The sequence below is a fragment of the Hydrogenophaga sp. ANAO-22 genome (assembly GCF_042466645.1).
In the GTDB taxonomy this organism is placed as follows: domain Bacteria; phylum Pseudomonadota; class Gammaproteobacteria; order Burkholderiales; family Burkholderiaceae_C; genus Hydrogenophaga.
In genome coordinates this window covers 460,569-478,810 of sequence record NZ_CP159956.1, presented here as the reverse complement: position 1 = coordinate 478,810, position 18,242 = coordinate 460,569, and the positions used below count along the sequence as shown (strand labels likewise).

Here is an 18,242-nt window from a genome sequence, read left to right as displayed (position 1 = left end):
GCTGATCTGACAATGAAACAGTCCGCCGCACCTGCCGGGATTGGCATAAAGTCTTTCCCGCTCACGAAAAAGGTGAGCCGGGTGTGAGAACCTGTGAATGTCGGCAGAGGCTGTGAACCGGACAAGGAAAATGGCCTCTGTCGTTCTAGGCTTCTGCTTTTTTGGCGGCCTGGACGGGAGGCCGCGAGGCCTACCGGTTTGCCGAGCGTTCCCGGTTCTCACCCCGTTCAGGCCGCCGCCCTTATCCAGGGCGGCGGCTGTTCACCAACGAACAGGGAAGCCACCACATGCCCCGGCTGCAGCACAAGCAACAGAGACTCGCCGTCTTGTTTGACGCGGAAAACGTCTCCTACACACTCACCCGTCCCATCCTGCTGCGCGCCGCGAGCTATGGCGTGCTGGCGGTCAAGCGTGCGTATGCGGACTGGTCCCGGCCGGGCATGAGCCGCTGCAAGAATGTGCTGCTGCACAACGCGATCGAGCCGGTGCAGCTTTTTCCCTACGCCATGGGCAAGAACGCCGCCGACATCGTGCTCAGCCTGGACGCGATGTCGCTGGCGAACACGGGCCAGTTCGACGGGGTGTGCCTCGCGTCGTCGGACAGCGACCTCACACCACTGGCCTTCTGCCTGCGGCGCGAGGGTCTGCGGGTTTACGGCTTTGGCGCGCGCCAGACGCCGCGGGCCTTCGTGGCGGCGTGCAACAGCTTCATCTACACGGAGTCGATCGCCGTCGCCGCCTGAGCCTGCCCGCTCGTTTGTTCGTTCGTCGATTCAGGTCGCGCGCCGGGCCATCAGCGCCCACACGCCGGCCGCCGTCAGCAGCGAGCCGCCCGCGAGGTGAAAGCGCCGCTGCGCGCGCGGCGAGGTGAGCACCCGGCGCGCCGAGGCCGCGAACACGGCGTACAGCGTGGCGTTGAGCGTGGCCAGCACCACGAAGGTGATGGCCAGCACCCACAGCTGCGGGCCCACCGGCACCGAGGGGCTGATGAACTGGGGCAGGAAGGCCACGAAGAACACGATGCCTTTGGGGTTGAGCGCGGTCACCAGGTAGGTGTTGGCGAACAGGCGCCAGCGCGATTGCGGCGCGGGTGGGGCGGCCAGTTCGGTGGACGAGATGCCCGCGCGCAGCAGCTTGACGCCCAGGTAGATGAGGTACAGGCCACCGGCCCATTTGATGAGGGTGAACCAGAAGGCCGAGGTGGCGAGCAGCGCGCCCAGGCCGAGCAGCGAGACCGCCAGCGCGGTGGAGTCGCCCAGCGCCACGGCCGCCACCAGCGGCACGTTGGCGCGCCGGCCGTGGGCCATGGAGTAGCTGATGACGGTGAGGATGGTCGGGCCGGGAATGATCAGCATGACGGCCGATGCGGCGACGAAGGCGAGCCAGAGTTCGATGGGCATGGGGCTTATCCGATGGAGCCGAGGGTGGTGTCGCTCTGGGCGTGGGCGTCGCCCATGTAGAGCTTGAGGATGGGGCCTTCGCCGTCGTGTTCCCACACGCGGCCACGGATGAGGAATTGCCGGCCACCCAGGCGGACCAGGTCGCCCTGGGCCGGTTGCACCGAGTGGCCTTGCCAGAAGGCGGGCACGGTGATGGGGGTGCGGCGGATCCAGGCCTGGTCTTCCGCGCTGAACACCAGGACCGTGCGCAAGCTCGATGGGCTCATGGGTTGTCTCCTTGGGCTGGCCGGGGGGTGGAGGGCCGATGGACGGGAGCTTAGCGCAAGCCGGCGTACCGGGGTGGGTATGGCAAGTGTCATGGTTTCCCCACACAAGACGGCTTCGGGAGCGTCGATACAGCAGACATCTGTCCACCCATTCAAGGTATCTGCCATGCGCGTCAACTCTCCCGTTACCCAGCGTGAATACGAGTTCCCCGACAACGCCACGCTGATGTCGACCACCGACACCCAGAGCCACATCACCTACGCCAACGCAGCGTTCGTGGACGTGAGCGGCTTCACGCTGGAGGAGATCCAGCGCCAGCCGCACAACCTGGTGCGGCACCCGGACATGCCCAAGGAGGCGTTCGCCGACATGTGGGCCACGCTCAAGGGCGGTGAGCCCTGGACGGCCCTGGTGAAGAACCGCCGCAAGAACGGTGACCATTACTGGGTGCGGGCCAACGCCACGCCGGTGATCCGCAACGGCCAGACCGTGGGCTACATGTCGGTGCGCACCAAGGCCAGCCGCGAAGAGATTGCCGGCGCCGAGCGGCTCTACGCCGACATGCGCGAAGGCCGCGCCCGCCACCTGAAGCTGCACAAGGGCCTGCTGCTGCGCACCGGGCTGATGGGGCTGACGACCGTGTTCAAGACCATGGGCGTGCGCAGCCGCATCCGCCTGCCGCTGGCGGTGTTGCTGGCCGCGCTGGTGGGTGGCTCGCGGGCGCTGGGCATGGAAGGGATGGCCTGGGCGGAGTTCGCCGGCCTGTCCGCCGTGGGCGTGGGCCTGGCGGGCTGGTTCCTCGAATCGCAGCTGGCCGGCCCGCTGGAGTACCTGCGCGAGCAGGCCCTGCGTGTGGCCACGGGCGACACCCACAAGGTGGCGCACATGGACCGGGTGGACGAAATCGGCATGACCATGCGCACCATCAGCCAGCTGGGCCTGATGTTCCGCTGGCTGATCGACGATGTGAGCCAGCAGGTGCTGACGGTGCAGACGGCGGTGACCGAGATCGCCCAGGGCAACAACGACCTGAGCCAGCGCACCGAGCAGGCGGCGTCCAGCCTGCAGCAGACGGCGGCGTCCATGGAGCAGATGACCGCCACCGTGCGCCAGAACGCCGAGACCTCCAGCCAGGCCAACCAGCTCTCGGGCACGGCCAGCGACGCGGCTTCGCGCGGCGGCCATGCGGTGTCCCAGGTGGTGCACACCATGAGCGAGATCACCGAGAGCTCGCGCAAGATCAGCGACATCATCGGCGTGATCGACGGCATTGCCTTCCAGACCAACATCCTGGCGTTGAACGCGGCCGTGGAAGCCGCTCGGGCCGGTGAGCAGGGTCGGGGCTTCGCGGTGGTGGCCGGTGAGGTGCGCAGCCTGGCGCAGCGCAGCGCCGAGGCGGCCAAGGAAATCAAGCAGCTGATCGGCGCCAGCGCGGGCAAGGTGGAGGCCGGCACGCGCCTGGTGGACGACGCGGGCAAGACCATGGACGAGATCGTGCAGCAGGTGCGGCGCGTGTCGGACCTCATCAGCGAGATCAGCGCGGCCACGATCGAGCAGAGCGGCGGCATCCAGCAGGTGAGCCAGGCCGTGGGCCACCTCGACCAGGTGACGCAGCAGAACTCGGCCCTGGTGGAGCAGGGCGCCGCCGCCTCACAAAGCCTGCAGCAGCAGACGAAGCGGCTGGTGGAGGCGGTGAGCGTGTTCCGCTGAAACCGGCGCCGTCATGCCTCCTCGACCCGCGTGGTGATGCGCAGGCCGGTGGCGGCTTCATCGAAGTCCTTCAGGGACAGCAGGCCGGTGCACGGCCGGGCGCCGCTCGGCAAGGGCTCGCCGGCCGCCAGCTTTTTCACCAGGGCCCAGGCCGCGAGGGTGGGCACATAGGGCCCATGGCCCTCGGTGGCGATCAGTTCCCAGGTGCGCGCGATGGGTTGGTCCCGGTGGTCCACCCCTTTGGCCCGCACGTGCATGGCCCCGGCATCGCTGCCCCAGGTCTTGAACAGGTCCGCCGCGCGGGTGAGCAGCCTGGCGTGGGCCGACCAGTCGCGCACCAGGCCCAGGCGCCTGGCCAGCGCCATGAGGTTCATGCCCCGGTGCAGGAAGGCCAGCTCCAGGCCCGCGCCGAACCGCACCGTGGGTGCGCCCGGGTAGCGCGCGGGGAGGAGGCCCAGGTCGGGCACCTCGCAGGGTGAGAGCAGCCGCGCCCCGACCGGTGCGCCATACCGATGGCGGTACGACCGCCCCCAGCCGAGTTCGCTGCGGCCGTCGGCGTGCGCGATGGTTTGCCCGCAATAGCTCAGGATGCCTTGCACGGTGGAGAGCCCGCGCTCGGTGCGGTTGCCCGGGCTGATGCCGATGTCGATGGAGCGCACCAGCGCCATGCCTCGGCTGAGGTGGTCCGCCGCCGCAGCCGACAGCGCGGGGACGGAGCTGGCGCCGCTGAGCACCAGCACACCGGCCGCTTTGGCCGAGGCGTCCAGGGCGCCGATGCCGGCGACGAAGTCACGGCCGTCGGCCAGATCGATGTAGTGCGTGCCGTGGCGGATGCAGGTCTCGGCCACGTGGTGGTTCTGGCCCTGGAAGGGGCCCGAGGTGTGCACCACCACATCCGGGGTCCACTGCGCCAGGGCCTGTTCGAGAGAGGGGGTATGGACGTCCAGCGCCGCGGGATGAAGCTCCGCGGTGGCGGAGGCCTGGAGCGTTTGAACCAGGGCTTGCGCGGAGGCCGCGTGCCGGCCAGCGACCACGATGCTCAGGCCTTCAAGCCGCGCCAGGCGCTCGACGAGGCGACTGCCGAAGAAGCCGTATCCCCCTGTCACCAACACCCGGTAGCCGCTGTGCATACCGGAGTCTAGTGCGGGCGCAGGTTCAGTGGGCTGGGGGCGCGAGCACCAGGTGGCGTTGCACCCACCAGCCGATGGCGCGGGGCAGTTCGGACCAGTGCCAGGTGCTGGGCTGGCACTGCACGCAGTTGGCGCCGGGGTCGTCGAAGCTCAACACGTCGAAGTCGGTGTGGGCGAGCGCGAGTTCGCGGCTGAGCATGCAGCCGCTGGCGCGGTCGATGCGGGCGTCCAGGATGGCCAGGGCCGGGGGCGATTGCTGCGCGCGCCGCAGGGCGGCCACGGGGTCGACCGTCCAGTAGATCTGGGTGCTGCGCACCCAGTCGCCGACGAGGCCCCGCACCGTGTCCAGGTATTCCCCACGCGGGCAGACCACCAGCACCTGCAGGGGCTGGGTGTCGAGCGGCGCGGGGAGGGAAACGGTCATCTCAGGCTCCTGTCGGCTGGACGCGAGAAGCCGCGCCGCCATGCAGAGACTGTGCAGCGCATCGGGGCGCGTGCCTGCGGGGAAAACTGGACGGTGCGGGGCGGAATCACCCGCAAGCCCAGGGGCCTGTGCGAAAGTCCTCAGTCGTCTTCGGCGCTGATCAGGCCTTCGCGGATGGCCAGGCGCACGAGCGCGGGCAGGTCGCTCACGCCTAGCTTGGCCATGAGCCGGCTGCGGTAGGACTCGACCGTCTTGGGCGAGAGGTGCAGCTGTTCGCCGATGGCCACGCTGGTCAGGCCGCGCACCACGAGCAGGATGACCTGCTGTTCGCGCGCCGAGAGCGATTCGATGCTGCTGGGCGGGGCGTCGCCCATGAGCCCTTCGACCGCCAGTTCAGCCACGCCGATGCCCAGGTACTTGCGGCCCTCGCTCACCGCCGCCACCGCGTCGATCACGTCCCGCGAGGGCGAGCCCTTGAGCACGTAGCCGAAGGCGCCCAGGCGCATCGCTTCGGCCACGTGCCTGGGCTGGGCCGACATGGTCAGCAGGATGGTGCGGGTGCTGAGTTTGCGCCGCTGCAGCTGTTCGAGCAGTTCGAAGCCCGAGCGGTGGGACAGGTGCAGGTCGAGCAGCAGCACAGTGGGCACCAGGCGCACGATGTCGGCGAGCGCGGGGGTGGGCTGGTCCGATTCGCCGACCACGTGGTGTCCGGCGCCTTCGAGCACCGCGCGCAGGCCGTCCCTCATCATCGCGTGGTCGTCTACCAGGTATATGTCGCTCATGGCAGTCTCAAGGTGGCGCAATCAGGGTCTTGCGGGTGACGGTTCTCCGGGGGGGATGGCCGGTGGGGTTCCCCAGGTGAGAGAGATGACGGTGCCGCCTTTGGGCAGGCCCTTGGCTTCCATGCGCGCACCGATGGCCAGCGCGCGTTCGCGCATGCCCACGATGCCGAGGTGCCCGGGCCGGCCAGCGGCCATCTTGGGCGTCAGGCCCTTGCCATCGTCGGTCACCTGAAGGTGCAACCACTCGGGTTCGCCATCGACACGCACCACCACCTGGCTCGCGTTGGCGTGCATCACGGCGTTGGCCAGGGCTTCCCGGGCCACCATGAAGGCGGCGTATTCCACGTCGGCGGGCCAGCGCACGTCGCTTGCGGTGGGCGAGATTTTCAGCAGCAGCGCCACCGGCTCGGCATCGGGGGTGCGCGTGTGCACCTCGTTTTCCAGCGCCGCCTGCAGGCCGAGCTCATCCAGCAGCGGTGGGCGCAGCTCCACCAGCACCTGGCGCACCTCGGTGTTGGCGGTGTCGATCATGTTGCCCAGCTTGAAGGCGCGCTCCCTGGCCTTGTCGGGCAGGCCGAGCGGGATCATGCCCGTGAGCGCGTCGAACGACAGCCGGATCGCGCCCAGCGTCTGTCCGAGCTGGTCGTGCAGGATCTGGGCCAGCCGGCGCGTGGTCTGTTTTTCCTGGTGCAGCAGGCGGCGCGTGAGTTCGGAGAGTTCGAGCTGGTACTGCGCCACGGCGCGCTCGGCGCGCACGCGCTCGGTCACGTCGCGCAGGATGGCGGTGAGCACCTTGTTGCCGCGCACGGTGATCTGCGAGATCGAGGCTTCGAGGTTCAGCGTCTGGCCGTCGGCCCGCAGGCCGGTCACACGCCCCACGCCCATGGGGCGTGTGGTGGTGTGGGATTCCGCAAAACGCTGCAGGTGGCCGAGGTGCTGGGCGCGTTGCATGTCCGGCAGCAGGACGTCCAGTGGCTGCCCGATCATGCTGCTCGCGGGGTGGCCGAAGATGCGGGCGGCGGCGGGGTTGAAGAGGCTGATGCGCCCCTGCAGATCCACGCTGATCACCGCATCGCTCGCGGAGTTGATCACCGCGCTCAGCACCTCGCCCTGTTCGCGCAGGTGCTGCTCGGACTGGCTGTAAGGCCGCGCCAGGTGGCGCGAGATCGCGAAACCGGCCAGGCCCAGCAGCAGCGTGGTGATGCCGCCCCAGGTCAGCAGGCTGCGCTCGAGCTGGCGCACGGGCTCGACCGCGGCGCTCAGCGGCTGGTAGCCGACCACCTGCCACGGGGTGCGCAGTTCCGAGTCCCGGGGTTGAATGGCCACGTGCGAGAGAAGGTAGTGCTTGCCTTTGTCGTCCTGCACGGTGTGGGAGTCTTCTTCAGGGCCGGTCAGCAGAACGTTCCATTCGCTGTCGGTCACCGTCGGCCGCTCCCCGATCAGCACGCGCCCGTCGGCGTCGACGAGGGCCAGGTTCAGGGACCGGCGGACCTCTGGCGGCCCCAGCACCTGCTGGCGCAACTGGTCGAAGAAGCGGGCGTCGAGGTGCGCGGCGATCACCCCACGGGTCAGCCCCTGGGTGTCGTAGACGGGCATGGCGATGTCGGCGAGCTCTTCCGGCACCTGCAGACCCCGTTTGCTCAGAGGGTCGCGCAGCGCCACCGGCGGATGCAGGCTGCCGAACCACAGGCCGTCCCGGCCGTTGGTGAACACCCCGCGATTGGCGATCGAAGTGCCTTCGAGCAGGCCATCGCTGGCCACTTCCACTTCGCCGTGCTCATTGGTCACACCGATCCACACGTAGCTGTTGGTGCTGATCTTCAGGCGCTGTATCTGATCGCGCCAGGTGTCGGTGCGGATGTCGGCCCGGGCCATTTCGCCGAGCAGCTGGAGTTCGACGGTGCGGCGGGCCAGCGAGCGCGAAATCTGGTCCGCGTACAGCTGGGCGGATTGTTCGACACGGGTGTCCGCGCGCTGCTCCAGCTCCTTGGCCACGATGATCTCGGCCAGCAGCAGCGAGAGAACCAGCAACACCAAGGCCACCACCGCGGGCAGCAGTGGCAGTATCCAGGTCAGAACTCGGTCGCGGGGTGCAGCGGTCGTCAAGGGGGCTCCCTCTTCTTTTGGGCGGCGCCCTGGCAGCGTATCAGAGCTTGCGAGGTCTTTCGTGTGAAATATCACTCGACAACGGGCCTGTCCGTGGCGAATATGACTTCACTTGCACGAGGCCCTTCATGCGCATCCCCTTGTTGGTCATTGGCGCTGTTCTGTGGCACACAGATTTGCATGCGGGCCGTCACAGCGGTTTCAAGGGGATGGGCTACATTGCGGGCGGTTGCTCCACCCCAGTCCCCATGCCCGAACCCGCCACCCCCGAACCCCCCGCCGCCGTCGGCTTTGGCGAGGCCCTGCGCTTCTGGCTCAAGTTGGGTTTCATCAGCTTCGGCGGGCCGGCCGGGCAGATCGCGATCATGCACACCGAGCTGGTGGAGCGCCGCCGCTGGATCAGCGAACGCCGCTTCCTGCACGCACTGAACTACTGCATGCTGCTGCCCGGCCCCGAGGCCCAGCAGCTCGCCACCTACATCGGCTGGCTGATGCACCGCACCTGGGGCGGCATCGTGGCCGGCGCGCTGTTCGTGCTGCCCTCGCTGTTCATCCTGATCGGCCTGTCGTGGGTGTACCTGCGCTTTGGCGACGTGCCGGTGGTGGCGGGCATCTTCTACGGCATCAAGCCGGCCGTGACGGCGCTGGTGCTGCACGCGGCGCACCGCATCGGCACGCGCGCGCTGCGCAACCCCTGGATGTGGGGCATCGCCGCCGCCGCCTTCGTGGCCATCTTCGGGTTCGACACACCGTTCCCCGCGATCGTGCTGGCCGCCGGCCTGATCGGCCACTTCGGCGCGCGGCGCTGGCCCCAGGTCTTCGCGCTGGGTGGTGGCCACGGTGCCCAGGCGGCGGGCCATGGGCCGGCCTTGATCGACGACCACACGCCCACGCCGGCGCACGCGCGTTTCTCGAAACGCCGCCTGGCGAACGTGCTGGGCGCGGGGCTGGCGCTGTGGCTGCTGGGCATGGCTGCGCTGGTGGCCACGCAGGGTTGGGAGGGCACGCTGGCCCAGATGGGCTGGTTCTTCACCAAGGCGGCGCTGCTCACCTTTGGTGGGGCCTACGCGGTGCTGCCCTACGTGTACCAGGGCGCGGTGGACACGCACCAGTGGCTCACCGGCGCGCAGATGATCGATGGCCTGGCACTGGGCGAGACCACGCCCGGCCCGCTCATCATGGTGGTGGCCTTCGTGGGGTTTGTCGGCGGATGGACAAAGTCGGTGCTGGGGCCGGACGCGCTGTTCCTCGGCGCGGCGCTCGCGGCGACGGTGGTGACCTTCTTCACCTTCCTGCCTTCGTTCGTGTTCATCCTGGCGGGTGGCCCGCTGGTGGAGGCCACGCACGGCAAGCTGGGCTTCACCGCGCCGCTCTCGGCCATCACCGCCGCCGTGGTGGGGGTGATCCTCAACCTCGCGCTGTTCTTCGCGTACCACGTGTGGTGGCCCAAGGGCTTCGGCGGGCCGTTCGACCTTGCTTCGGCGGTCATCACGCTGCTGGCGCTGGTGGCGCTGTTCCGCCTCAAGTGGGGCGTGATGCCGCTGCTGGGGGTGTGCGCCTTGGCCGGGCTGGCGCTGACCCTGCTGCGCTAGTCAGGCCGTTGCTGCCGCCTTGAGGCCGAGTTTCTTGACCATGGCCTCGCGCAGCAGGAACTTCTGGATCTTGCCGGTGATGGTCATGGGGAAGGCGTCGACGAACTCGATGTAGGCCGGCACCTTGTAGTGCGCGATCTGGCCGCGCGCGAAATCCTGCAGTTCCTGCACCGTGGCCTTCTCGCCGGCCTTGAGCACCACGCAGGCGCAGAGCACCTCGCCAAAGCGCGCATCGGGCACGCCGACCACCTGCACGTCCTGCACCTTGGGGTGGCGGTAGTAGAACTCCTCGATCTCGCGCGGGTACACGTTCTCGCCGCCGCGGATCACCATGTCTTTCAGGCGGCCGACGATGTTGACGTAACCCTCGGCGTCCATGGTGGCGAGGTCGCCGGTGTGCATCCAGCCCTCGGGGTCGATCGCTTCGCGGGTTTTTTCGGCGTCGTCCCAGTAGCCCTGCATCACCGAGTAGCCGCGCGTGCAGAGTTCGCCCACCAGGCCGCGCGCCACGGCGCGGTTGTCGGTGTCGACGATCTGCACTTCCAGGTGGGGCTGTACCCGTCCCACGGTGGACACGCGGCGATCCACCGGGTCGTCCACCGCGCTCTGGGTGGAGACCGGGGAGGTTTCCGTCATGCCGTAGGCGATGGTGACTTCGCGCATGTTCATCAGCGATTGCACGCGCTTCATGACCTCGATGGGGCAGGGCGAGCCGGCCATGATGCCGGTGCGCAGGCTGGAGAGGTCGGTGGCGCCGAACTGCGGGTGGTCGAGCACGGCGATGAACATGGTGGGCACGCCATAGAGCGCGGTGCAGCGCTCGGCCTGCACGGCCTGCAGCACGGCGGCGGGGTCGAAGGCCTCGGAGGGGTAGACCATGGCACAGCCGTGCGTGACGCAGGCGAGGTTGCCCATGACCATGCCGAAGCAGTGGTACAGCGGCACGGGGATGCACAGGCGGTCCTCGGGTGTGAGGCGGATGGCCTCGCCGACGAAGAAGCCGTTGTTCAGGATGTTGCGGTGGGTCAGCGTGGCGCCCTTGGGGAAGCCGGTGGTGCCCGAGGTGAACTGGATGTTGATCGGGTCGGTGGGCGCGAGCCGGGGGCCGATGGCCGCGAGTTGCGCGCGCTGGGCGTCGCCGGCCCGGGCGGGCAGGTCGTCGAAATTGAGCATGCCGGCGGTTTTTTCCTGGCCGAGCCGGATCGCCCAGCGCAGGTGCGGCAGGGCCTGGGCATGGAGCTGGCCGGGGGTGGCGGCGTCGAGCTCGGGGGCGAGGCTGCGCAGGATCTCGATGTAGTTGCTGGTCTTGAGCGCGGGCGCGAGCACCAGGGCCTTGCACGAGACCTTGTTGAGCGCGTAGGCCAGTTCGCTGGCGCGGTAGGCGGGGTTGATGTTGACCAGGATCAGGCCGGCGCGCGCGGTGGCGAACTGCATCAGCGTCCATTCGGCGCAGTTGGGCGCCCAGATGCCCACGCGGTCGCCGGGTTGCAGGTCCAGCGCGAGCAGGCCGGCGGCCACGGCGTCGCTGCGTTGCAGCAGCTCGCGCCAGCTCCAGCGCACGTTCTGGTGCGGGATCACGAGGGCTTCGCGCTCGCCCCACTGGTGGGCGGCGCGGGCCAGCGCCTCGCCGATGGTGATGTCGTGCAGGGCCGGGCTCTGCGGGCCCTGGGCGTAGGAAGAGGTGGGGGCGGATGCTGGGTTCATGTCGGTCTCGGCGGTGCGGGGGGCAAAGGTTCGCCGGCCATCATGAACGCCCGCCGCGCCGCCCGCACGCCCGGGATTTCCCTGACGCCAGGTGTTCCATTCCAGTACGATGCGCGCTGCCCATTCACCACCCAACCGCCGGAGGCTCTCGCTCATGATGGAAGCTTTGCAGATCGATGACGTGGATGTGGTGGTGGAAGGCGAGGGCCCGCACACGGTGGTGATGCTGCACGGCTGGCCCGACACCCCGGCCCTGTGGGACAGCACCGTGGTGGCCTTGCGCGAGGGCTACCGCTGCGTGCGCTTCTGCCTGCCGGGCTACGACCTGGCCAAACCGCCCAGGGCGGCGTCGGTGGACGCCATGACCGGCCTGATCCGCAAGATCGTCGACGCGGTCAGCCCGCACCAGTCGGTCACGCTGCTGGTGCACGATTGGGGCTGTTTCTTCGGCTACGAGTTCGCCGCGCGCCACCCGGACCGGGTCGCCCGCGTGGTGGGCGTGGACATCGGTGACACCAGCTCGGGCGCCTACCTCAGGGGCTTGAGTGGCAAGGAAAAACGGATGATCGCGGGCTACCAGATCTGGCTCGCGGTGGCCTGGAAGATCGGGCCGTGGTGGCCCTGGCTGGCGAACCGCATGACGCGCTACATGGCGCGCACCATCGGCTGCCGCAACGAACCGTCCCGCATCGGCTGGCAGATGAACTACCCGTATGCCATGGGCTGGTTCGGCGCCCATGGCGGCCTGCGCGGCGTGGGCCGGGTGGACAAGCTGCTGGGCGTGGGCATGCCCGCGCTGTTCATCTATGGGCGGCGCAAGCCGTTCATGTTCCATTCCGAGCGCTGGCTGGACCAGCTCACCCGCGCGCCGGGCTGCGAGGTGCTCGCGCTGGACACCGGCCACTGGGTGATGCGCCAGAAGCCGGCCGAATTCAACGCCTGCGTGCGCGCCTGGCTGGACCGATCCACTTCCCTGGTATGAAACCCGAAGACCTCGAACGCCTCGTCACCGTGGAAATGCCCTTTGGCAAATACAAGGGCCACGTGATCGCGGACCTGCCGGGCAACTACCTGCACTGGTTCGCGCGCGAAGGCTTTCCGCCCGGCGAGATCGGCCGCCTGCTGGCGCTGATGCGGGAGATCGACCACAACGGGCTGAGCGAGCTGCTCACGCCATTGCGGCGGCGCTGAAACTCAGCCCAGACCCAGCGCGTGGTGCACGCGCATGGCGCCCCAGGCGTCGTTGGCGGCGTAGATGAGTTGGGCTTCCGTCAGCCGTGGGTTGGCCCAGTTGGACGTGGCCGCCTTCTTGGATTTGATGAAGCGCTGGTTGAACAGCACCGCGATCGCGCCTTTGACGCCCATGTCCTTGCGGTAGCCGCGTTCGCGGAACACGGTGTTGAGTTCCAGCACGCCGCCGGGCTCCACGCCGAGCTTGGCCACGATGCGCCGGGTATCGTCGCCCAGGCCAAAGCCGGCCTTGGTGTGGCCGCCGTCGGCCAGCAGCGCGGCCACCTGGGCGCGGCAGTCGGGTTCGTGCAGCTGGAACACCCAGGCGTGCTGCAGGGTGGCGAGCTGCACGATGTGCGGCCCGTCGGATACCTGGTCCTTGAAGAAGGTGGGCTTGGACTCGGTGTCGAAGCCCCAGGCGCGGTGGTCGCGCAGGGCGGCGCAGGCTTCTCGGGCCTGGGCGGCGGTGTTCACCAATGTGATGCGGTCGAGCCGCAACTGCTCGAACGGGGCGAGCAGGGCGATCTCGTCCTTGCTGGGGGTGGGGTGGTGTTCTCGGGAGGTCATCGCGGGGCAGGATACCCCGGCGCGCATAATCGCGCCCTCCATGAGAAAAATCTTCCCCCTGACCCAAGAAGGCCGTCACCGCGATCGCGTGCTGGAAGCCGTGAAGCACGAGATCCGCAAATACCTCAAGCGCGAGCGCCGCCGCGAGTTGCCCGAGGGTGCCGATTTCCTGGACTTCGACTGCCGCCTCGGCGCCACCAAGGAAACCGCCGAGGTGGTGCACCTCGCCGCCCTGATCGGCCAGCTGGACGCCGTGGCGCGCGAGGGTGGGGAGCAGGCCTACGTGGAAATCCTGGCCAAACCCGGCGTGCGCCGCCCGCGCCCCCCGGGCGCCAGCGCCGAAAGCGACCATCCGGCACAATCGTCCGATGCCCCAGACGACCCTGCCTCCGACGCCGAAAGACCCGCTGATTGAAGGGGTGAGCGACGCGCCCCCCGAGGGCGAGTTCCTCACGTTTCCCGGTTCCCCGTTCGAGCTCTTCCTGCCCTACCCGCCAGCGGGTGACCAGCCCGAGGCCATCCGCCAGCTGGTGGAGGGGGTGAACGACGGCGAGGTGTTCCAGACCCTGCTGGGCGTGACCGGCTCGGGCAAGACCTTCACCATGGCCAACGTGATCGCGCGGCTGGGCCGCCCGGCGATCGTGTTCGCGCCCAACAAGACGCTGGCCGCGCAGCTCTACAGCGAGTTCCGGGAGTTCTTCCCGAAGAACGCGGTGGAGTACTTCGTCAGCTACTACGACTACTACCAGCCCGAGGCCTATGTGCCGCAGCGCGACCTGTTCATCGAGAAGGACAGCGCGATCAACGAGCACATCGAGCAGATGCGGCTCAGCTGCACCAAGAGCATTCTGGAGCGGCGCGACGTGGTGATCGTGGCCACGGTCTCGGCCATCTACGGCATCGGCAAGCCCGAGAGCTACCACCAGATGGTGATGACGCTGCGCACCGGCGACAAGATCGGCCAGCGCGACCTGATCGCCCAGCTGGTGCGCATGCAGTACGCGCGCAACGAGCAGGACTTCTCGCGCGGCAAGTTCCGCGTGCGCGGCGACACCATCGACGTGTTTCCCGCCGAGCACTCGGAAATGGCGATCCGCATCGAGCTGTTCGACGACGAGGTGGAGACGCTGCAGCTGTTCGACCCGCTCACCGGCAAGGTGCGCCAGAAGATCCCGCGCTTCACCGTCTACCCCAGCAGCCACTACGTGACGCCGCGCGAGCAGGTGCTGCACGCGGTGGAGGCCATCAAGCTGGAGCTGGCCGACCGGCTCAAGCAGCTGGTGGGCGAGGGCAAGCTGGTGGAGGCCCAACGGCTGGAGCAGCGCACCCGTTTCGACGTGGAGATGCTCAGCGAGGTAGGCCACTGCAAGGGCATCGAGAACTACTCGCGCCACCTCGCGGGCAGCGCTCCGGGCGAGCCGCCGTCCACCCTGACCGACTACCTGCCCAAGGACGCGGTGATGTTCCTGGACGAGAGCCACGTGCTCATGGGCCAGTTCGGCGGCATGTACAACGGCGACCGCGCGCGCAAGACCACCCTGGTGGAATACGGTTTCCGCCTGCCCAGCGCGCTGGACAACCGCCCGCTCAAGCTGGAGGAGTTCGAACAGCGCATGCGGCAGGTGGTGTTTGTCTCGGCCACCCCGGCCGACTACGAGAAAAGCCACACCGGCCAGGTGGTGGAGCAGGTGGTGCGCCCCACCGGCCTCGTGGATCCGGAGCTGGAGGTGCGCCCCGCCACCCACCAGGTGGACGACGTGCTGCAGGAAATCCGCATCCGGGTCGAGAAAAACGAGCGCGTGCTGATCACCACGCTGACCAAGCGCATGGCCGAGCAGCTCACCGACTACCTGACGGAAAACGGCGTCAAGGTTCGCTATCTGCACAGCGATGTCGATACCGTGGAGCGGGTGGAGATCATCCGCGACCTGCGCCTGGGCGCCTTCGACGTGCTGGTGGGCATCAACCTGCTGCGCGAGGGGCTGGACATTCCCGAGGTGTCGCTGGTGGCCATCCTGGACGCCGACAAGGAAGGTTTCCTGCGCTCGGAGCGCAGTCTGATCCAGACCATCGGCCGCGCCGCGCGCAACCTGGGCGGCAAGGCCATCCTGTACGCCGACCGCATCACCGACTCGATGAAGCGGGCGATGGACGAGACCCAGCGCCGGCGCGACAAGCAGATCGCCCACAACCTGGCCATGGGCATCGAGCCGCGCAGCATCAACAAGCGCATCAAGGACCTGATCGACGGGGTCTACAGCGAGAAGGCGGGCCGGGAGGCCGATCGCCTGGCCGCCGAGAGCGCCCAGCGCGCCAGCGTCGAGGAGATGAGCGAGAAGGACGTGGCACGCGAGATCAAGCGGCTGGAAAAGCTCATGCTCGAACACGCCCGCAACCTGGAGTTCGAAAAGGCCGCCGGCGTGCGCGACCAACTCGCTCACCTCAAGGCCCAGGTGTTCGGTGCCCCGGGTACCGACAACATTCCTTGAGCACCGAACTGGTGCCCCGGGGAACGGGGGAAGGGTTTACCAGTAAAATGCTGAGCAAAACACTAGGCTTTTGAGGTATACTCGACGAAAACAGTCGGGAAAGCCTTCGATAACAGATCCGCAACGGATCGGGGTGGGTGGAGAAGGGGTTCAGGGGGTTCTTACCCGTTGGACCATGCCACGACGGTCAAGCCAACATCTCAAGGAGCTTGAATATGCGCCTCACGACCAAAGGCCGCTTCGCGGTCACCGCCATGATCGATCTGGCCCTGCGCCAGAACAATGGTCCCGTCACGCTCGCGGCTATCAGCCAGCGGCAACAGATTTCGCTGTCCTATCTGGAGCAGCTGTTCGGCAAGCTGCGCCGCCACGAACTGGTGGAATCCACCCGTGGCCCCGGCGGCGGCTACACGCTGGGCCGCAAGGCGGCCGACATCACCGTGGCCGACATCATCGTGTCCGTGGACGAGCCCATCGACGCCACCCAGTGCGGCGGCAAGGAAAACTGCCTGGGCGAAGGCCACCGCTGCATGACGCACGAACTGTGGGCGCAGCTCAACGCCAAGATGGTCGATTTCCTCGACTCGGTGTCCCTGCAGTCGCTGGTGGACGAGCAGCTCGCCAAGGGCGTGGTGGTGGAGAACGCACCCCTGATCAAACGGGCGATTTCCAGCGCGCCGGTGGTCAAGCCGATCCGCGTGAACGCCCCCAACTCGGTCTTTGCCCTCGGAGGCGCCGCGTTCTCGAAATGAACCCGGCCTGACCGGGGCGCTCGACCCCGCCGCCACCTCTTTTCACCGACAAGCCCACGAACCGTCCTTCCATGAGCACTCCGCACTTCCCCATCTACATGGACTACAGCGCCACCAACCCCTGCGATCCGCGGGTGGTGGACGCCATGATTCCCTGGCTGCGTGAACATTTCGGCAACCCGGCGTCGCGCAGCCATGCCTGGGGCTGGGAGGCCGAGAAGGCCGTGGAGACCGCGCGCGAGCAGGTCGCCGCTCTCATCAACGCCGACCCGCGCGAAATCGTCTGGACCAGCGGCGCGACCGAGTCCAACAACCTCGCGCTCAAGGGCGCGGCGCAGTTCTACAAGACCAAGGGCAAGCACCTCATCACGGTGAAGACCGAGCACAAGGCCGTGCTCGACACCATGCGCGAGCTGGAGCGCCAGGGCTTCGAAGTCACTTACCTCGACGTGCAGGCCGATGGCCTGGTCGACCTGGAAGCCTTCAAGGCCGCGATCCGCCCCGACACCATCCTGGCCTCGGTCATGTTCGTGAACAACGAGATCGGCGTGATCCAGGACATCGCGGCCCTGGGCGCGATCTGCCGCGAGAAGGGCGTGGTCTTCCACGTGGACGCCGCGCAGGCCACCGGCCGGGTCGACATCGACCTCCAGACGCTGCCCGTCGACCTGATGAGCCTGACCTCGCACAAGACCTACGGCCCCAAGGGCATCGGTGCCCTTTACGTGCGCCGCAAGCCGCGCATCCGCATCGAGGCGCAGATGCACGGCGGTGGCCACGAGCGCGGCATGCGCTCGGGCACGCTGCCCACCCACCAGATCGTGGGCATGGGTGAGGCCTACCGCATCGCCAAGGCCGAGATGCACGAAGAGAACCAGCGCATCAAGGCCCTGCACGACCGCATGGTCGCGGGTCTCAAGGACGTGGAAGAGGTGTTCATCAACGGCCATGAAACGCGCCGCGTGCCGCACAACCTCAACATGAGCTTCAACTACGTCGAAGGCGAGTCGCTCATCATGGGCATCAAGGGTCTGGCGGTGTCGTCGGGCTCGGCCTGCACCTCGGCCAGCCTGGAGCCCAGCTACGTGCTGCGCGCCCTGGGCCGCAGCGACGAACTGGCGCACAGCAGCCTGCGCATGACCATCGGCCGCTGGACGACCGAAGAAGAAATCGACTACGCGATCGCCACCATCAAGGAAAACGTGGCCAAGCTGCGCGAGTTGTCCCCGCTGTGGGAAATGTTCAAAGACGGTATCGACCTGTCCACCATCCAGTGGTCAGCGCATTGAAGGAGAAGACACCATGGCTTATTCAGAAAAAGTTGTTGACCACTATGAAAACCCCCGCAACGTCGGTTCCTTCGAAAAGGGCGACGACTCGGTGGGCACCGGCATGGTGGGGGCCCCTGCCTGCGGCGACGTGATGAAGCTGCAGATCAAGGTCAACCCGACCACGGGCGTGATCGAGGACGCGCGTTTCAAGACCTACGGCTGCGGCTCGGCGATCGCCTCGTCGTCGTTGGTGACCGAGTGGGTCAAGGGCAAGACGCTCGACCAGGCCGCCGCGCTCAAGAACAGCCAGATCGCCGAAGAACTGGCCCTGCCGCCGGTGAAGATCCATTGCTCGATCCTGGCCGAAGACGCCATCAAGGCGGCGGTGGACGACTACCGCAAGAAACACGTCACCTGAGGAGCACCGCGTTCCCATGGCCATCTCGATTTCTGAAGCCGCCGCCAGGCACGTCAACCGCTACATCGCCAAACGCGGCAAGGGCGTGGGTGTGCGCCTGGGCGTGAAGACGACCGGCTGCTCCGGCATGGCCTACAAGCTGGAGTACGCCGACGAGATCGCGCCGGAAGACGTGGTGTTCGAGGACAACGGCGTGAAGGTGCTGGTTGATCCCAAGGCCCTGGCCTACATCGACGGCACGCAGCTCGATTTCGTGCGCGAAGGCCTCAACGAGGGCTTCCGCTTCAACAACCCGAACGAGCGCGACCGTTGCGGCTGCGGCGAAAGTTTCCGCATCTGATGCTGCGTTCCCCCACCAAGCCGCCCGTGCTGTCCAGTGCTGGCGGCTTTTTCACGCGAT

At 67.7% G+C, this 18,242-nt stretch carries 19 protein-coding genes; 11 read left to right on the top strand and 8 right to left on the bottom strand.

Going from position 1 to position 18,242, the window contains the following annotated elements:
• Positions 1–326: 326 nt before the first annotated feature.
• Entirely contained in the window at positions 327–743 is a 417-nt protein-coding gene (locus ABSY19_RS02025; RefSeq protein ID WP_382158584.1) for an NYN domain-containing protein, read from the top strand.
• Between the two features lie 30 nt (positions 744–773).
• Here ABSY19_RS02025 and ABSY19_RS02020 read toward each other — a convergent pair whose 3' ends face one another.
• Both ABSY19_RS02020 and ABSY19_RS02015 read right to left on the bottom strand, forming a co-directional pair.
• Positions 774–1,400: a LysE family translocator gene (locus tag ABSY19_RS02020; protein ID WP_382158582.1), complete on the bottom strand. Its 627-nt coding sequence runs from the start codon at positions 1,398–1,400 to the stop codon at positions 774–776.
• A 5-nt stretch (positions 1,401–1,405) separates the two neighbouring features.
• Positions 1,406–1,666 carry a hypothetical protein gene (locus ABSY19_RS02015; RefSeq protein ID WP_382158580.1) on the bottom strand — a complete coding sequence of 87 codons (261 nt, stop codon included), beginning with the start codon at positions 1,664–1,666 and terminating at the stop codon, positions 1,406–1,408.
• 166 nt (positions 1,667–1,832) lie between these two features.
• On the opposite strand from ABSY19_RS02015, the gene ABSY19_RS02010 reads away from it, so the two are divergent.
• Positions 1,833–3,377 carry a methyl-accepting chemotaxis protein gene (locus tag ABSY19_RS02010; protein WP_382158578.1) on the top strand — a complete coding sequence of 515 codons (1,545 nt, stop codon included), beginning with the start codon at positions 1,833–1,835 and terminating at the stop codon, positions 3,375–3,377.
• A gap of 11 nt (positions 3,378–3,388) precedes the next feature.
• Here ABSY19_RS02010 and ABSY19_RS02005 read toward each other — a convergent pair whose 3' ends face one another.
• The 4 genes from ABSY19_RS02005 to ABSY19_RS01990 all read right to left on the bottom strand — a co-directional run bounded on the left by ABSY19_RS02005 (position 3,389) and on the right by ABSY19_RS01990 (position 7,819).
• On the bottom strand, positions 3,389–4,507 hold the full coding sequence (locus ABSY19_RS02005; RefSeq protein ID WP_382158576.1) for a saccharopine dehydrogenase NADP-binding domain-containing protein: 1,119 nt from the start codon (positions 4,505–4,507) through the stop codon (positions 3,389–3,391).
• A gap of 25 nt (positions 4,508–4,532) precedes the next feature.
• Positions 4,533–4,931 carry a hypothetical protein gene (locus tag ABSY19_RS02000; protein WP_382158574.1) on the bottom strand — a complete coding sequence of 133 codons (399 nt, stop codon included), beginning with the start codon at positions 4,929–4,931 and terminating at the stop codon, positions 4,533–4,535.
• A 140-nt stretch (positions 4,932–5,071) separates the two neighbouring features.
• Positions 5,072–5,713: a response regulator gene (locus ABSY19_RS01995; RefSeq protein ID WP_382158573.1), complete on the bottom strand. Its 642-nt coding sequence runs from the start codon at positions 5,711–5,713 to the stop codon at positions 5,072–5,074.
• A 21-nt stretch (positions 5,714–5,734) separates the two neighbouring features.
• Complete coding sequence (locus tag ABSY19_RS01990; protein WP_382158571.1) at positions 5,735–7,819, bottom strand: PAS domain S-box protein; 2,085 nt, start codon at positions 7,817–7,819, stop codon at positions 5,735–5,737.
• A gap of 248 nt (positions 7,820–8,067) precedes the next feature.
• Between ABSY19_RS01990 and chrA the strand changes: the two genes are divergently transcribed.
• Positions 8,068–9,411: a chromate efflux transporter gene (gene chrA / locus ABSY19_RS01985; RefSeq protein WP_382158569.1), complete on the top strand. Its 1,344-nt coding sequence runs from the start codon at positions 8,068–8,070 to the stop codon at positions 9,409–9,411.
• Here the strand turns inward: chrA and ABSY19_RS01980 are convergent, their stop codons facing one another.
• Positions 9,412–11,115, bottom strand: coding sequence for an AMP-binding protein (locus ABSY19_RS01980; RefSeq protein ID WP_382158567.1), 1,704 nt, complete (start codon positions 11,113–11,115; stop codon positions 9,412–9,414).
• 154 nt (positions 11,116–11,269) lie between these two features.
• Between ABSY19_RS01980 and ABSY19_RS01975 the strand changes: the two genes are divergently transcribed.
• Positions 11,270–12,097: an alpha/beta fold hydrolase gene (locus ABSY19_RS01975; protein WP_382158565.1), complete on the top strand. Its 828-nt coding sequence runs from the start codon at positions 11,270–11,272 to the stop codon at positions 12,095–12,097.
• Positions 12,094–12,306, top strand: a complete 213-nt coding sequence (locus ABSY19_RS01970) for a DUF3820 family protein (protein ID WP_291118552.1) — start codon at positions 12,094–12,096, stop codon at positions 12,304–12,306. Before ABSY19_RS01975 ends, ABSY19_RS01970 begins: the two co-directional genes overlap by 4 nt.
• Positions 12,307–12,309: 3 nt before the next feature.
• On the opposite strand, the gene ABSY19_RS01965 is transcribed toward ABSY19_RS01970, so the two are convergent.
• On the bottom strand, positions 12,310–12,912 hold the full coding sequence (locus tag ABSY19_RS01965; protein WP_382158563.1) for a 3'-5' exonuclease: 603 nt from the start codon (positions 12,910–12,912) through the stop codon (positions 12,310–12,312).
• A 40-nt stretch (positions 12,913–12,952) separates the two neighbouring features.
• Here ABSY19_RS01965 and ABSY19_RS01960 point away from each other — a divergent pair, with 40 nt between their 5' ends.
• The 6 genes from ABSY19_RS01960 to iscA all read left to right on the top strand — a co-directional run bounded on the left by ABSY19_RS01960 (position 12,953) and on the right by iscA (position 18,182).
• Positions 12,953–13,327 carry a DUF6172 family protein gene (locus tag ABSY19_RS01960; protein WP_382158561.1) on the top strand — a complete coding sequence of 125 codons (375 nt, stop codon included), beginning with the start codon at positions 12,953–12,955 and terminating at the stop codon, positions 13,325–13,327.
• On the top strand, positions 13,281–15,401 hold the full coding sequence (gene uvrB, locus ABSY19_RS01955) for an excinuclease ABC subunit UvrB (protein ID WP_291118543.1): 2,121 nt from the start codon (positions 13,281–13,283) through the stop codon (positions 15,399–15,401). Before ABSY19_RS01960 ends, uvrB begins: the two co-directional genes overlap by 47 nt.
• 215 nt (positions 15,402–15,616) lie before the next feature.
• Positions 15,617–16,153, top strand: coding sequence for a Fe-S cluster assembly transcriptional regulator IscR (gene iscR, locus ABSY19_RS01950; RefSeq protein ID WP_066272853.1), 537 nt, complete (start codon positions 15,617–15,619; stop codon positions 16,151–16,153).
• A 71-nt stretch (positions 16,154–16,224) separates the two neighbouring features.
• Positions 16,225–17,442 (top strand): IscS subfamily cysteine desulfurase, encoded by a 1,218-nt coding sequence (locus ABSY19_RS01945; RefSeq protein WP_382158559.1) that lies wholly within the window; start codon positions 16,225–16,227, stop codon positions 17,440–17,442.
• 13 nt (positions 17,443–17,455) lie between these two features.
• Positions 17,456–17,842 carry a Fe-S cluster assembly scaffold IscU gene (gene iscU / locus ABSY19_RS01940; protein ID WP_382158557.1) on the top strand — a complete coding sequence of 129 codons (387 nt, stop codon included), beginning with the start codon at positions 17,456–17,458 and terminating at the stop codon, positions 17,840–17,842.
• A gap of 16 nt (positions 17,843–17,858) precedes the next feature.
• A complete protein-coding gene (gene iscA / locus ABSY19_RS01935; protein ID WP_066272849.1) occupies positions 17,859–18,182 on the top strand; it encodes an iron-sulfur cluster assembly protein IscA in 324 nt (107 codons plus the stop codon).
• The last annotated feature ends 60 nt before the right edge of the window (positions 18,183–18,242 follow it).